The organism is Microbacterium sp. Y-01 (assembly GCF_003856715.1).
GTDB lineage: Bacteria > Actinomycetota > Actinomycetes > Actinomycetales > Microbacteriaceae > Microbacterium > Microbacterium algeriense.
Genome location: NZ_CP024170.1, coordinates 2933223 through 2947270 on the forward strand (window position 1 = coordinate 2933223; position 14048 = coordinate 2947270).

Genomic DNA, 14048 nt, shown 5'->3' on the forward strand with positions numbered 1-14048 from the left:
ATGACCGTTACTGCGCCGGAATCCACGCGCACGGTGAGCGCCGCCGCCCCGCCCGTCTCCCTCAACTCCGGGCACCTCCCCCGCTGGGCTCCCTGGGGTCTGCTCGCCCTCTCCCTCCTCATCGGGTTCACGCCGTTCGCGCTCGAGGCGCTCGCCAGCGGGTCGGACCTCAACATCGCCGGGTCCGTCGTGCTGGGCGCCGTCATCTACCTGGTGCTCATCTACGTGATGTCGCGCATCATCGAGGGCGCCCGCAAGGCGCTCGACCGTCTCATCACGGGCATCGTCACCTCGGCGTTCGCGATCGCGATGGTGCCGCTGGTGTCGGTCGCCGTGACGGTGGTCGCCAACGGCCTCGCCCGCTTCGACGGGCTGTTCTTCTCCTCGTCCATGCGCGGTGTGCTCGGTGAGGGCGGCGGTGCGCTCCACGCCATCATCGGCACGCTGCTGGTCACGCTCGCCGCTGCGGTCATCTCGATCCCGATCGGACTCATGACCGCCGTCTACCTCGTCGAATACGGGCAGGGCGGACGCATGGCCCGCACCATCACGTTCCTCGTCGACGTGATGACCGGCATCCCCTCGATCGTCGCCGGCCTGTTCGCCTACGCCGTGTTCGCCCTGATCTTCGGGCCGGGCGTCCGCATGGGCATCGCCGGCTCGGTGGCCCTGGCCGTCCTCATGATCCCGGTGGTCGTTCGCTCGACCGAGGAGATGCTGCGGCTCGTGCCGAATGAGCTGCGCGAGGCGTCCTACGCGCTCGGCGTGCCCAAGTGGCTCACGATCGTCAAGGTGGTCCTGCCCACCTCTATCGCCGGCATCACCACGGGCGTCATGCTCGCCATCTCCCGCGTGATCGGCGAGACAGCACCCCTGCTGCTCACCGCCGGATTCACCGACGCCATGAACTACAACCTCTTCAGCGGGCGCATGCAGACCCTCCCGGTGTTCACCTACTCGCAGTACGCGTACCAGGGGATCCCGGCCGAGGCCTACGTGGAACGCGCCTGGGCGGCCGCGCTGACGCTCATCATCATCGTCATGCTGCTCAACCTGATCGCGCGGCTCGTCGCGAAGATCTTCGCCCCCAAGACCGGCCGCTGAGCCCTCGACCCGACAAGCAAGGAATCTGCAGTGTCCAAGAGCATCGAAGTCAACGACCTGAACGTCTACTACAGCGACTTCCTCGCCGTGGAGGGCGTCTCCCTCGACATCCAGCCGCGGAGCGTTACCGCCTTCATCGGCCCCTCCGGTTGCGGCAAGTCCACGTTCCTGCGCACGCTCAACCGCATGCACGAGGTCATCCCCGGCGCCCGCGTCGAGGGCGAAGTGCTGCTCGACGGCAAAGACCTCTACGGCGCCGGCGTCGACCCGGTGCTCGTGCGCCGTCAGGTCGGCATGGTGTTCCAGCGGCCGAACCCGTTCCCCACGATGTCGATCAAGGAGAACGTCCTCGCGGGTGTGAAGCTCAACAACAGCCGGATGTCGAAGAGCGATCAGGACGCCCTCGTCGAGAAGTCGCTCACCGGCGCGAACCTGTGGAACGAGGTCAAGGACCGCCTCGACAAGCCCGGCTCGGGCCTCTCCGGTGGCCAGCAGCAGCGTCTGTGCATCGCGCGCGCGATCGCCGTGTCGCCGCAGGTGCTGTTGATGGACGAGCCCTGCTCCGCGCTCGACCCGATCTCGACCTACGCGATCGAGGAGCTGATCGGCGAGCTCAAGAACGAGTTCACGATCGTGATCGTGACGCACAACATGCAGCAGGCGTCCCGAGTCTCCGACAAGACGGCGTTCTTCAACATCGCCGGCACCGGCAAGCCCGGCAAGCTCATCGAGTACGACGACACCACGAGCATCTTCACCACCCCCTCCGTGCAGGCCACCGAGGACTACGTCTCCGGCCGCTTCGGCTGAACCGGCGCCTGCCCGCGCACAACTTCGGAGACCTGCGCCTGCCCCCGCACAACTTCGGAGACCCGCGCCTGCCCGCGCACAACTTCGGAGACCCGCGCCTGCCCGCGCACAGCTTCGGAGATCCGCGCCGAAACGCCGGGGTGTAGCCGAAGTCGACCGGTGTGTCGCTTCCGATCTCCGAAGCTGTGCTCGGTGTGACCTTTTCTGCACCGACCTAGTATCCGGAGGCACCGTCCACCAGCCGTGAAGCCGCGGAGCTCACCGGGAGTGCCGGCGGGGCATGCTCGAACGATGTGCTCTGCAGACGGTGAACAGGTGTGGCGATACGGCGCACTGCGCAGACGCCTGCGCCGAGGAGAGATCGAGCGCTTGGTCCGCGAGGGTGGTCTCGCACGCGTCCGCCGCGGGGTCTACGCCAGCACGTCTGCGTGCGCGGATGTCGTCGCCGCCGCGGCACACGGCGGCGTGCTCGGATGCGAGTCGGCGGCCGAGCACCTCGGAATCTGGGTTCTCGACGTGCCGCAGCTGCATGTGTGGATGCACGGAGACCGTCATCAGTACCGTCATGGCGACGAACCCTGCACGTGCGTCGTGCACTGGGACGATGCGCCGTCGGAATCCGCATTCGGCTTACCGTCCGTGCCACGGATCCTCCTGCAGATCTTCCGTTGCCGCGGCACCGAGCGGTTCTTCGTCGCCCTCGAGTCCGCGCGCCGGCTGAAGCTGATCGATGCACGCGGCCTCCGATGGCTGCGAATGGTTCTGAACAGCAGAGGCAGGGACCTGGTCGAGTTCTCGCGCGACACGTCGGACAGCGGACTCGAGTCTCTCCTGCGACTGCGGCTCCGCCCGTTTGGCTGGGACGTACGCACACAGATGTGGATCACCGGCACCGGACGCGTCGACCTCCTCATCGACGGCTGGCTCATCGTCGAAACAGACGGAAGAGAAGGTCACGACTCGCCCTCGCATCGGCACAAGGATCTGGTGCGTGACGCGAATGCTGCCGCCTGGGGCTACAGCACCTTGCGCTTCGACTACGCCATGGTCGTCTACGACTGGGACCTCGTGGAGCGAGCGATCGTCGGCTCCCTTCGAAGCCGTCGCTGACCGCCTCTCCTGTGCCCTCGGACGAAGCCCCGCTCACCCGCACAACTTCGGAGCGCCGAGCCGACCCGCCGAGGTTGCGCCTTGGTCCACGGCGTGTCGTCGTGGATCTCCGAAGTTGTGCCGGGGCGAGGGTAGGGGCGGGAGCGGGGGCGAGGGCGGGGGTCAGTCGCGGGGAGAGAGGAGGTAGCGGTTCAGGGCGGCGGTGAGGGCCGTGTCGACCGGAAGGGAGACGCCGTCGACCGCCGTGATGGGGGCGGCGAGGCGGACGCTCGAGACCAGCCACGCGGCATCCGCCTGCGGGAGATCCGTGGCCGGGATGCGGTCGTAGCCGACCTCGAACCCCTGGTCGGAGAGGTGCTCGTAGACGCTGAGCTGCGTCGTGCCGTGCAGGATGCCGCCGTTCGGGGCCGGCGTGACGAAGCGGTCGCCGAACCGAAGGATGAGCGACGCCGTCGGCGCCTCCAGCACGAAGCCGTCGCTGGACAGGAAGATCGCGTCATCGGCTCCGCGCCGGTGCGCCTCGCGCAGGGCGGCCATGTTCACCGCGTACGACAGGGTCTTCGCGCCGAGCAGCAGCCACGGCGCCCGTTCCGCCGCGCCGAGGTCGTATCCGCGGTCGAGCGTGACGACGCGCACACCCTCGCTGCGCACCCGCGAGAAGTCGGATGCCGGTGCAGCGGTCACCCAGGCCGTCGGAGCGGGTCCGTGCTCGACTCCGCGGCTGAGGATGAGCTTGATGACCGACTCGCCCGCGTCGAGCTGAGCGGCCGCCTGGTCGATCGCCTGACGCCATTGGGCGAGGTTCGGCACCGGGAGGTCGCACAGCCGGGCGGAGTGCGCGAGCCGCTCCAGGTGCGGGACCACCTCCTGCGCGTGTCCGTCCACCACGCCGATCGACTCGAACACGCCGTCTCCGCGCTGTGTGCTCAGCTCGCCGACGCTGAGCGCGGGGGCGGCGGCATCGACCTGCGTGAAGGTGTCCGCGTAGTCGGATCGCTGCTCATCGGCGGCGACGGGATCGAGCATCAGGGCAAAGCGCCGGGTCATGATCCGAGCCTAGAGGGCCGGGAATACCCTCGGCATCATCGCGTTACAATGGAGTGGCCGGGCCGCATAACCCCGGGCTCCATTTTTCGCCGCTGCGAGCGGCCTTCCGCCGAGAGGCGTTCTTGCGGCCCGGTCTTCTCATACCCCCGGGCATCCTCGGCGCCGCGACGACGACGACGACGAGCCAATCACGTGAGCGGTCCACGCGGGCTCGATACGAGGTACGACGTACGGGGCCAGGGACGGCACGCCAACGAGGCTCAAGGTACGTCGCCCGTCACCTTCTCGCCGCTCAGGACAGCGCCTCCATGCGCGACAGCACAGCGGCCGCGGCGAGATCCTGACCGTAGCTGCTCAGTCGGAGCGCCCTGGTCGTCAGCTCGCTGGCCCGCGACGGCTCGGTCGGCTCGTAGTCGTCCGCGGTGTGGGTCGCTCCCGAGGCCTGCACCCGGCAGAACGCGGCGGCGCGGTCCAGGGCGACCGCGAAGTCGCCGCGGAACGCCCCCCGCAGGATCGTGTCGATGAGCGCGACGAGCTCGTCGGGGCTGGCAGGCACCGGGGCTCCCGCGATGACGGCGTCCGCGGAGGACAGCTCGAGGCGTCCGCGGTCGTAGAGCAGCGCCGCGGTGTGCGGATCGGCGTGGATGGCGAGCTGCAGCACGTACAGGCGCCACAGGGATCCCGGCAGCGTGCGCGAGGGAGCCTTCGACCACAGCTCCGCGATCTCGTCGATCCCGTGCTCGGCGGTGAAGGCGACCAGCCGCTCTGCGCTCGCCCCGCTCTCGTCCGCGCGGACGCGGGTCAGCAGGGCCGATGCCGTGGCGTGCGCGATGCGCGTCTCCTCGGCGGGATCGTGGGCGCCGACGATGTTGTCGAAGGAACTCGTCGGGCGACGGACGGGCCGGTGGTGCTGCTCGGGCATCCCTCCAGGGTACGCGCGATCAGCGGTGTCAGGCCGTGGGGATGACGACGACCGGGTCGGAGGTGGGCTGACCGGTCGGCGACCCGCCGTCCTGCTCGACCGTCACCGCGATCGCGTCTCCGGCCTGCATCTCCCCCGCGAGGAGCGCTGTGGCGTCTCCGCCGTCCACGTCGAACACGCCCGCCGAGACGGGGGCGTCGCCGCGCACGAACCACAGCTCGTAGGTCTTGCCCTCCTGCGGCGACGGCAGCCCGTCCGCGACCAGCACGGCCTTCCCCGTGGATGCCGACCAGTGGGCGGTCGCCGTGCCGCCGTCGTCGAGAGCGACGGTCGCCTGTTCCGCGTCCGGAGCCGACTCGATCTCCTGCAGGGCGACCACGCTCGCCGGAGGATTCAGCTGCTGGTTCAGGGCGACGGCACCGATCCCGACACCGACGAGGACGGCGAGGCACGCCGCCAGCGCGAAGACGGTCCGGCTCCAGCGGCGCGGTGTGCGCTGCGGGGAGGCGTCCCCTTCGGAACCGCCCGCCACGGTGGCCTCCGCCGGGGAGGCCCCGATGGCGGCCGGCGTCGCACCGGCATCCACGGCCCCGGATTGAGGCGTGGCGGCGATCTGCGCGAGCAGCGCGGCGCGGATGCCAGCGGGCGGCGCGACCGGCTCGACCGGGTCGGCGAGCAGCGCGGCGGTGGCGGCATCGTCCTCGACCCGGGCGCGCCACTCGGGGTGCGCGGCGAGCGCTTCGCGATACCGCTGCTCGTCGTCTGCGGAGAGCGAGTGCAGCGCGGCACCTGCCGCGAGCTCCGCGAAGTCCTTCTCGTTCATGCCGTCACCCCCATCGCCGTGCGCAGCCGGGTCAGCCCGTCTCGCATCCGTGTCTTGATCGTCCCCAGCGGCGCCCCCACGAGGGCCGCGATCTCGTTCTGACTGTAACCGCCGTAGTAGGCGAGGACGAGAGCTTCGCGCTGGGGCTCGGGAAGCCCGGAAAGTGCTTCCACGACCTTGCCTCCCTCGATCTCCAGCTCGACCTGCTCCGCGACGCTGTCATGCGCGACGCCGAGGTCCTTGAAGCCCGCTCGCACGTCCCGGTCGGCGCTCGACTGCGATGCTCGCACCCGATCGACGGCCCGGCGGTGAGCGATCGTCATGATCCACGCCCGTCCCTGTCCTCTGTTCGGAGCGAAGCGCGAAGCGGATTGCCAGATCTCCAGGAAGACCTCCTGGAGCACCTCCTCGCTCTGGGAGCGATTGACCAGCACCCGGAGGATGAGGCCGAACACACGGGAGGAGAGGGTGTCGTAGAGGGCCGCGAAGGCAGCCTGATCACCGGAGGCGACGCGGACGAGGAGGTCGGCGACAGCATCCTGTGTCGCTCCGTCCTCCGGAACGTCGAACCCATCGATGACCATCTCCACCAGCATGCCGCATCTCCTCCCCGATCACGTGCAGACATCACCCGAACGTGAAGGAATAGACCTCGATGCCGGCGGGCACATCGAGCGTGAGCGTGCCCTCGGCGACGGCGTCCTTCTTGACCAGCTCGTACGAGCGTGGCGTCCCGTCGATCGCGATGGTGTCCTCGGTCCCGTCGTCCCGTCTGACCACGATGTCGCCGGAGCCCGCGACCACGATGCGCACCTCGGCGGCGTGATAGTCGAGCCTGATCTGCCCGTCGCCGCCCTCGGGGGTCGCGAACTGCGTCTCGATCCGCCAGTCCCCGTCCAGCGCGAAGCTGTCCGCCGGCTGATCCTTCGGGAAGCTGTACGCGTTCGTGCCCTGGCGGTACTCCCCGCCTCCGCCGTAGTTCACGTCCTTGGACGAGCCGAGGAAGGTCTCCCTCGTCGTCGAGCCCGCATCGAGGGTGTCATCCTGCACATCCGTCGCCGCGGGAAGCGTGACCGACGGGTCCGCGTCCTGCAGCAGTTCCCGGATCATGGCCTCGGTCGCGGCATAGTTGCCCTCGCCGAAGGAGATGTGACGCACGGTCCCCTCGGCGTCGATCAGGTAATGGGCGGGCCAGTACCGATTGCGGTAGTTGGTCCAGGTCGACAGGTTGTTGTCGAGCGCGACCGGATACTCGATCCCGAAGTCGCGGGTCCCCGCCGCCACGTTGCCGGGATTCTTCTCGAACGCGTACTCCGGCGAGTGGATGCCGATCACCTGCAGGCCCGCGTCGCGGTACGCCTCATCCCAGGCGACGACGTGCGGGATCGACCGCTGGCAGTTGATGCACGAATAGGCCCAGAAGTCGATCAGCACGACCTGACCGCGCAGATCCTTCAGGTCAAGGGCCTGGCCGTCGGGGGTGTTCAGCCAATCCTGGATGCCCTTGATCGAGGGGGCGGTGCCGCACGATTCGAGCTCCTCCGCACCGTTGGTGCACTTGTCGAGATCCTTGTTCTCCTCGTTGACCAGTCCACCGAGGTCGAGGGCGTCCTGCACCTGCTCGGAATCGGCGATCTGCTCCTGCAGGGGCGCCGTGTAGTCCGGGAGCAGCCGCTGCAGCATCTGCGGCACGTTGAAGACGAGGCCGACCGCGAGCGCGATCATCGCGACGCCGGCCGCGATGCGCAGCCCCCGCTCCTTGGACCGGAAGGAGCGGATCCGCTCGACGACGCTGCGCCCCGCGAGCGCGAAGACCAGAAGCGGCACCGCGACGCCGATCGCGAAGGAGACGGTCAGCAGCACCGTGCCGATGCCGATCTGCCCCGTGGATCCGGCGACGATTATCGCCGCGAGGACAGGACCGGCGCACGGGACGAACACCGCACCCAGGGCGAGGCCGACGCCGAAGCCGCTCCCCCGGTTCTTGACCTCGCGCTGACCGAACCGTTGGAACGGACGCTCGAGGATGTGCTGGAACCGGGGCACGATGAGGCCGACGCCGATGATGACGAGCACCGCGATGCCCACCCAGCGGATGATGTCCTGCGGCAGGTTCAGCAGGCCCAGCAGCAGCGAGCCGCCGAGCGTGACGAGCGTGAAGCTCAGCACCAGTCCCGCGATCACGAGATACGGCCTGCTCCGCTTCGCCGGCACCATCTCGTCCTCGTACCTCGCCGACTGTGCTCCTCCCGTGAGGAAGATCACGGGCAGCACGGGCAGGATGCACGGCGAGATGCCGGTGATGAGCCCGCCGAGCAGGCCGATGATGATCAGGTCCATGAGATCCCCACTTCTGTCGGGACCTGTTCGCTCCGCCGGGCGTTTCGGATTGGATCGGCGGCCTCGAGAACTTTTTCTCGAATTCGTCCCATCCGATCCCGGAGGCGTTCCGAACAGCCCTCGACGCCACGGAGAGGCCGTGGCGCAGTCTGAAGGAGCTCGACATGTTCAGCACCAAGAAGAAGGTCACCGCAGCAGTCACCCTGGGCCTTGCGAGCGCGTTCCTGCTCTCCGCCTGTTCCATGGGCAGCGGCAGCACCACGGAGGAGTCGTCAGAGCCGAAGGCCCCCGAGACGTCGGAGTCGACGCCCATGGAGATGGACCCGGCGGCCAACCTCGTCGGCCCCGGCTGCGCGGCCTACGCCGAAGAGGTCCCGGACGGCGCCGGATCGATCCAGGGCATGTCCCAGGACCCCGTGGCCGTCGCCGCATCGAACAACCCGATGCTCACCACCCTGGTCTCGGCCGTGAGCGGACAGCTCAACCCCGACGTGAACCTCGTCGACACGCTCAACGGCGACGAGTTCACCGTGTTCGCCCCCGTGGACGACGCCTTCGCGAAGATCGACCCCGCCACCATCGAGGCGCTCAAGACCGACAGCGCGACGCTCAGCTCGATCCTCACCTACCACGTGGTCCCCGGCCAGATCGAGCCCGCTGACATCGCCGGTATGCACACCACGGTTCAGGGCGCCGACCTCGAGGTCACCGGCAGCGGCGACGACTGGATGGTCAACGACGCCAAGGTGATCTGCGGCGGAGTCCAGACCGCGAACGCCACCGTGTACCTCATCGACTCGGTGCTGATGCCGCCGGCCTCCTGAGCCGGCACGGTCGGGTGGGAGGACACCCGGCCGGCGCCCTTCCCGGGGCCAGGAGGAGGGACTCGGGAAGGAAGAGGGGCCGTCCGCGACGCTGTCGCCGACGGCCCCTCGTCGTGCGCACTAGACTTGCCGGAGGGGCCTCTAGCTCAGTTGGCAGAGCATCGGACTTTTAATCCGCGGGTCGTGGGTTCGAGCCCCACGGGGCCCACCGCACAGACCGCATCCGGTCGCCTCAGGAATCGCCCTCCGACGTGCCGGTCAGCAGTTCCTGACGGATCTCGGCCACGCCGTCCGGCAGCGACTCGCCGTGCATCGAGACGTCCGGAGCATCCGGACTCCCGCCGATGCCGCACACGGCGACGCTGTCCTGACCGTTCAGGGTCTTGGGGATCACCACGAACCACAGCGACGGCTGATCGAGCCACTCGGCGGTCGCCATGTCGGGGAAGTACGTCGCATCCGGAGCGAGCGCCTTCGTGTTCGCGGTGCAGAGCTCGACCAGCTGCGCACTCGTGAACTCGGCGCCGGACTGCGGCGGCTCCGACGTCTCGGTCGGCGTCGGCGCGGGCGTGGCCGATCGCGTGGGGGTCGGACTCGGCGAGGGCGGCGCGGTGGTGCTGGGCGTCGGAGTGGACGCCGGCGTCGGCGCGCATCCCGCGAGCAGGACGAGCACGGGCAGCAGCACGAGAGCGGGGCGGAGGCGCATATCTGGATGCTAGCGACGAGCTCGCGCCTTCGCCGCACACCTCGCGGCGCAGCGCCACTTCTCCTGTATCACCGCGTTCCGATCCCGGCCACCCCCTTCCCTCCCCTGCGGTCCCGAGAGAGGCTCGAGATGTCCCCGAACGGCGGACGACTCCCCCACGAAAGGAAGAACGATGACTCTCACCGGCAACCGAGTGGCATTCCTGGCGACGGACGGATTCGAGGACAGCGAGCTCACCAGCCCCTGGGAAGCGGTGACGGCCGAGGGGGCGAGCGCCACGCTCATCGCTCCCGACGGCGCCGCGATCACGGGCAAGAACGGCCACGAGCAGGCCGTGGATCTGACGGCGGCCGAGGCGAAGGCAGACCAGTTCGACGCCCTCGTGCTCCCGGGCGGCGTCGTGAACGCCGACCACCTGCGGCTCGACAAGCCCTCCATCGAACTGGCCCGGGCCTTCTTCGAACAGCACAAGCCGGTCGGCGTGATCTGCCACGGCGCCTGGATCCTCATCGAGGCCGGCGTGGTCGACGGACGCACCCTCACGAGCTACCCGAGCCTCACCACCGATCTCCGCAACGCCGGGGCGACCTGGGTCGACGAAGAGGTCGTGGTGGACGAGGGCCTGGTCTCCAGCCGGACTCCCGACGACCTTCCTGCCTTCAACGCGAAGCTCGTCGAGGAGATCGGCGAGGGAAAGCACGCGGGCCAGACCGCCTGACCGAGGCTGTCAGGCGCGAGCCCTGTGCCGACGGACGGCGGCGCGGTTGGCGCAGCGGACCGAGCAGAAGCGCTGCCGGCCGTTGCGTGTCACATCCGCGACGACGTTCGTGCACGGGGCCGCCTGACACCGCCCGAGCCGATTCATCCCGCGCGTGACGAGGTGCAGGGAGGTGCCGAGGCTGATGATCGCCCGGAGCACATACGGCAGGGACGGCACGTCGTCGCGGTAGTGCAGGTGCCAGCCCTCGCCGTCGTGGTTGGTCAGGCGCGGGTACGCGGCCGCCGTGGCGAGCTGGGCATTGAGCAGCAGCGCCCTCTCGTCGGGGTCGGCCTCGTCCACGATCCGGAGCCAGTCGTCGATCACGGCGCGGACCTTCTCGTGGTCGTCGGGAGCGGGCGGGAAGGTCTGCGTCATCCCCAGGGCGAGGGTGCGCTCCTCGATCCCCGCGCGATTCTCCGGCCAGTCGTTGGCGAGAGAGGCGGCGAGGAGCACCGCGTACTCGCCGTAAGGGTTGAGATGCATAAGACCATTACATCACGCTGGGATCATGACCTCGCTGAACACCCTCCCGCTCCCCCGCATCCGGCTCGACGACGCATCGCACGAGCATGCCTGGCTCGTGGAGTCCCGGCATCCGACCAGCGAAGGCGTCGTGCTGTACGTGCGCTGCGCGGAGTGCCACGTGCGCCGCGTCGACATCCAGGCGCACGCGTCCCTCCCGCCGACGGCCGTCAGCCGCGGAACAGATCGCCCGCACGACGGAGCCGCGTGAGCGTCAGGCCGTCAGCTCGATCAGCGTGCGGGTCGTCCGCAGGTTGCGCGCCGTTCCCGACACCCCGAGCGCACGATCCAGGATCGCCTTCGTGAGCTTCGTGGAGTGCACGCCGCCCGCCCCGTAGTCGATCCACAGGTCGTCCCCGACCAGCGCGAGACGCTCGTCGGGCTGGAGCCGCGGCTCCAGGATCTCCAGGGCGCCGGGCGACGGAGTGCCCTCGAGGAACATCGCGTGCACGAACTTGACGTCCCCCTCGGGGAAGGGCTGAGCGGACTCCGACGCGATCAGCTGCGCATGCGACCGGTGGATGACCGGAGTGTCCACCCCGAACTCGGCATGGATGACCGCGCGTACGACTCCGGCCGTCGCGACCGGATCCCGCGGCGTCCGACACACGATGTTGCCGCTGGCGATGTAGGTGGACACGTCGACGAGGTCGGTGTCGGAGGCCAGCACCTCCCGCAGGCGCGCCATCGGGACGCTGTTCCGGCCGTTCACGTTCACGGCGCGCAGCAGCAGGACGCTGCGGCTCACGCGGCGGAGCTCTCGACCAGCTCGGCCCCTGCGTGCGCCAGCTCGGCCAGAGCCGCCTCGCTCGGCTCCGGGGCGACGCCGGCGATCAGATCCGTCAGCACCCGCACCCGGACGCCGTGCGCGATCGCGTCGAGCGCCGACGCGCGGACGCAGTGGTCGGTTGCGATGCCGACGACATCGGCGCTCAGGACACCCGCAGCGGTGAGCACCGCGGCGACGCTGCTCCCGTCATCCGTCACGCCCTCGAACATCGAGTAGGCCGGCTTGCCCTGCCCCTTTCGAACGTGGTGCGTCACGGTGTCCGTCGCCAGCAGCGGATCGTACTCTGCGCCCTCGGTGCCGGCGACGCAGTGGACCGGCCAAGAGTCGACGAAGTCCGGGGCCTCGGCGAAGTGCCCGCCGTTGTCGCCGTCGGCATCGTGCCAGTCGCGGGAGGCGATGATCACCTCGTATGCCGCCGCGTGCGCGGCCAGGAACGCGGTGATCCTTTCAGCCACGGCATCACCGCCCGCGACGGCGAGGGCACCATCCTCGGTGAAGTCGTTCTGCACATCGACGATGAGAAGGGCTCTGCTCATGATTCGAGCGTACGCCGTCGGGAACGGGAAAGGCCCCGTGATGTTCTTCGCATCACGGGGCCTTCGGAGCCGCTTGTCAGAATCGAACTGACGACCTTTTCATTACGAGTGAAATGCTCTGCCGACTGAGCTAAAGCGGCGTGCGACGCGTGAGCGGCGCGATCACCGATATTACCCTGTCTCGCGCTCGCTCGCGAATCGAGGCGCAGTCACTCGCAGCGCAGGCCGTCCTCCGGCACCACATCGTCGAGGAGGAAGGACTCGACCGCGTCGTCGACGCAGACGTTGCCCTTGTTGTATCCGGTGTGGCCCTCGCCCACGCGGGTGACGAGGACGCCCTCTTCCAGCTGGTCGGCGAGCGACTCCGACCACTCGTACGGAGTCGCGGGATCGTTGGTCGTGCCGACGACCAGGATCGGACCCGCTCCCTCGGCATGGATCTCCTCGCGCGTACCCGTGGGCGGATAGGGCCATACCTCACAGGAGTCCGGGCCGCTCCAGTACGGCGCGATCGTCGGAGCTCCCGCCGCGATCTTCGCATCCGTCGCCGCTTCGGCGGCCGGATCGTCTTCCACCGGATAGTCCATGCAGTTGTAGGCCCGGAAGGCCTCGGCGGAGTTGTCGGTGTAGACGCCGTTCTCGCGCCCGTTGTAGAAGTCGGCGAGCAGGAACACCGTGGTCGGATCGCCCTGCAGCGCCTCGTCGAACGCCTGCGTCAGGTAGTCCCAGCTGTCCTGCGAGTAGAGCGCCGCGATGATGCCGGTCATCAGCGAGTCCGCGCCCAGGAGGCGACCGTCGCCGTTCTTCAGCGGCGTGCGGTCGACGCTCGCGAGCAGTGCTCCCAGGTCGGCCATCGCCTCGTCGACCGTGCCGTTGAACGGGCACTCGCCGGAATCCAGGCAGCTCTGCATGTACGCCCGGAGTGCCGATTCGAATCCGAGGGCCTGCGTGGCCCCCACTTCGAGCCCGGGAACCGAGGGGTCGATCGCGCCGTCCAGCACGAGGCGTCCGGCCTTCTCGGGGTACAGCTTGGCGTACGTCGCGCCGAGGAACGTGCCGTACGAGTAGCCGAGATAGTTCAGCTGCTCATCGCCCAGCAGTGCGCGGATCAGGTCCATGTCGCGAGCGGCGTTGATCGTCGTGATGTACGGCAGGATGCCATCGCTGTTGGCCTCGCATGCCTCGGCGAAGCCCTTGTGCGCGTCGAGCAGCTCGGCCTCCCATTCCGCGGTGCCGCGAGCGGCGGCGGGGATGCCGTAGAGATACTCATCCATCTCGGGGGCGTCGTAGCAGGTCACCGCCGTCGAGGCGCCGACGCCGCGGGGATCGAAGCCGATCACGTCGAAGTTCTCGATGAGGTCGGGGCCGACCGCGAAGTCGAGGCTGTTCAGGACGAGGTCGACGCCGCTCGATCCGGGGCCGCCGGGATTGGTCAGCAGCGACCCCACCGCCGTCCCTTCGGCGCGGTGCCGGACGACGGACAGCGTGATCTCCCCCGTGCCAGGGTTCTCCCAGTCGAGGGGCGCCGTGACCTCCGTGCAGTCGAAGCCCGGACCGCAGTCGCTCCAGACCAGGTCCTGCGTGTAGAACGGCATCAGCTCCTCGGAGACACCCGCCGTGTCGGGAGTCTTCGTCGTCGACGGACGTGTCGACTGCTCGGGGATCATCGCGTACAGACACCCGGACAGGGCGACCGATGCGGCGGCGAGCCCCGCGACGACGGCGGCGGCGCGACGCAGGCGGGACGTCATTCG

General features: G+C 69.0%; 16 protein-coding genes and 2 tRNA genes. 7 read left to right on the top strand and 11 right to left on the bottom strand.

Going from position 1 to position 14048, the window contains the following annotated elements; all coding sequences use genetic code 11:
• From pstA to CSX12_RS14015, 3 genes are all read left to right on the top strand, one after another.
• The gene (pstA, locus tag CSX12_RS14005) at positions 1 to 1104 is read left to right on the top strand and encodes a phosphate ABC transporter permease PstA (RefSeq protein WP_124896192.1); all 1104 of its coding nucleotides are present in this window, start codon (positions 1 to 3) and stop codon (positions 1102 to 1104) included.
• Positions 1105 to 1134: 30 nt separating this feature from the next.
• The gene (gene pstB, locus CSX12_RS14010) at positions 1135 to 1914 is read left to right on the top strand and encodes a phosphate ABC transporter ATP-binding protein PstB (protein WP_017201433.1); all 780 of its coding nucleotides are present in this window, start codon (positions 1135 to 1137) and stop codon (positions 1912 to 1914) included.
• A 291-nt stretch (positions 1915 to 2205) separates the two neighbouring features.
• The gene (locus CSX12_RS14015) at positions 2206 to 3024 is read left to right on the top strand and encodes an endonuclease domain-containing protein (RefSeq protein ID WP_241160469.1); all 819 of its coding nucleotides are present in this window, start codon (positions 2206 to 2208) and stop codon (positions 3022 to 3024) included.
• A gap of 162 nt (positions 3025 to 3186) precedes the next feature.
• On the opposite strand, the gene CSX12_RS14020 is transcribed toward CSX12_RS14015, so the two are convergent.
• The 5 genes from CSX12_RS14020 to CSX12_RS14040 all read right to left on the bottom strand — a co-directional run bounded on the left by CSX12_RS14020 (position 3187) and on the right by CSX12_RS14040 (position 8156).
• Positions 3187 to 4071, bottom strand: coding sequence for an aminodeoxychorismate lyase (locus CSX12_RS14020; protein ID WP_124896193.1), 885 nt, complete (start codon positions 4069 to 4071; stop codon positions 3187 to 3189).
• A 292-nt stretch (positions 4072 to 4363) separates the two neighbouring features.
• Positions 4364 to 4993, bottom strand: a complete 630-nt coding sequence (locus CSX12_RS14025) for a DNA-directed RNA polymerase subunit beta (protein ID WP_124896194.1) — start codon at positions 4991 to 4993, stop codon at positions 4364 to 4366.
• Between the two features lie 28 nt (positions 4994 to 5021).
• A complete protein-coding gene (locus tag CSX12_RS14030) occupies positions 5022 to 5816 on the bottom strand; it encodes an anti-sigma factor (protein ID WP_124896195.1) in 795 nt (264 codons plus the stop codon).
• On the bottom strand, positions 5813 to 6412 hold the full coding sequence (gene sigK / locus CSX12_RS14035; RefSeq protein ID WP_017201438.1) for an ECF RNA polymerase sigma factor SigK: 600 nt from the start codon (positions 6410 to 6412) through the stop codon (positions 5813 to 5815). The genes CSX12_RS14030 and sigK overlap by 4 nt, the downstream gene beginning before the upstream one ends.
• Before the next feature lie 31 nt (positions 6413 to 6443).
• On the bottom strand, positions 6444 to 8156 hold the full coding sequence (locus tag CSX12_RS14040) for a cytochrome c biogenesis protein DipZ (protein WP_124896196.1): 1713 nt from the start codon (positions 8154 to 8156) through the stop codon (positions 6444 to 6446).
• Positions 8157 to 8320: 164 nt separating this feature from the next.
• On the opposite strand from CSX12_RS14040, the gene CSX12_RS14045 reads away from it, so the two are divergent.
• Together CSX12_RS14045 and CSX12_RS14050 are read left to right on the top strand one after the other, a co-directional pair.
• Complete coding sequence (locus tag CSX12_RS14045) at positions 8321 to 8980, top strand: fasciclin domain-containing protein (RefSeq protein ID WP_017201440.1); 660 nt, start codon at positions 8321 to 8323, stop codon at positions 8978 to 8980.
• Between the two features lie 135 nt (positions 8981 to 9115).
• Positions 9116 to 9188 (top strand) — tRNA-Lys (locus CSX12_RS14050).
• A gap of 24 nt (positions 9189 to 9212) precedes the next feature.
• On the opposite strand, the gene CSX12_RS14055 is transcribed toward CSX12_RS14050, so the two are convergent.
• Entirely contained in the window at positions 9213 to 9686 is a 474-nt protein-coding gene (locus CSX12_RS14055; RefSeq protein WP_124896197.1) for a hypothetical protein, read from the bottom strand.
• Between the two features lie 172 nt (positions 9687 to 9858).
• On the opposite strand from CSX12_RS14055, the gene CSX12_RS14060 reads away from it, so the two are divergent.
• Entirely contained in the window at positions 9859 to 10404 is a 546-nt protein-coding gene (locus tag CSX12_RS14060) for a type 1 glutamine amidotransferase domain-containing protein (protein ID WP_017201442.1), read from the top strand.
• 9 nt (positions 10405 to 10413) lie between these two features.
• Here CSX12_RS14060 and CSX12_RS14065 read toward each other — a convergent pair whose 3' ends face one another.
• Positions 10414 to 10929, bottom strand: coding sequence for a CGNR zinc finger domain-containing protein (locus CSX12_RS14065; RefSeq protein ID WP_017201443.1), 516 nt, complete (start codon positions 10927 to 10929; stop codon positions 10414 to 10416).
• Positions 10930 to 10954: 25 nt separating this feature from the next.
• Here CSX12_RS14065 and CSX12_RS14070 point away from each other — a divergent pair, with 25 nt between their 5' ends.
• Entirely contained in the window at positions 10955 to 11179 is a 225-nt protein-coding gene (locus CSX12_RS14070) for a hypothetical protein (protein WP_017201444.1), read from the top strand.
• A 3-nt stretch (positions 11180 to 11182) separates the two neighbouring features.
• Here the strand turns inward: CSX12_RS14070 and CSX12_RS14075 are convergent, their stop codons facing one another.
• The 4 genes from CSX12_RS14075 to CSX12_RS14090 form a co-directional block, all read right to left on the bottom strand.
• The gene (locus CSX12_RS14075) at positions 11183 to 11716 is read right to left on the bottom strand and encodes a DUF1697 domain-containing protein (protein WP_124896198.1); all 534 of its coding nucleotides are present in this window, start codon (positions 11714 to 11716) and stop codon (positions 11183 to 11185) included.
• Positions 11713 to 12294: an isochorismatase family protein gene (locus tag CSX12_RS14080; RefSeq protein WP_124896199.1), complete on the bottom strand. Its 582-nt coding sequence runs from the start codon at positions 12292 to 12294 to the stop codon at positions 11713 to 11715. The genes CSX12_RS14075 and CSX12_RS14080 overlap by 4 nt, the downstream gene beginning before the upstream one ends.
• Before the next feature lie 67 nt (positions 12295 to 12361).
• Positions 12362 to 12434: transfer RNA gene (locus tag CSX12_RS14085), tRNA-Thr, on the bottom strand.
• A gap of 69 nt (positions 12435 to 12503) precedes the next feature.
• Positions 12504 to 14045 (bottom strand): alpha/beta hydrolase, encoded by a 1542-nt coding sequence (locus tag CSX12_RS14090; RefSeq protein WP_124896200.1) that lies wholly within the window; start codon positions 14043 to 14045, stop codon positions 12504 to 12506.
• Positions 14046 to 14048 lie beyond the last annotated feature (3 nt).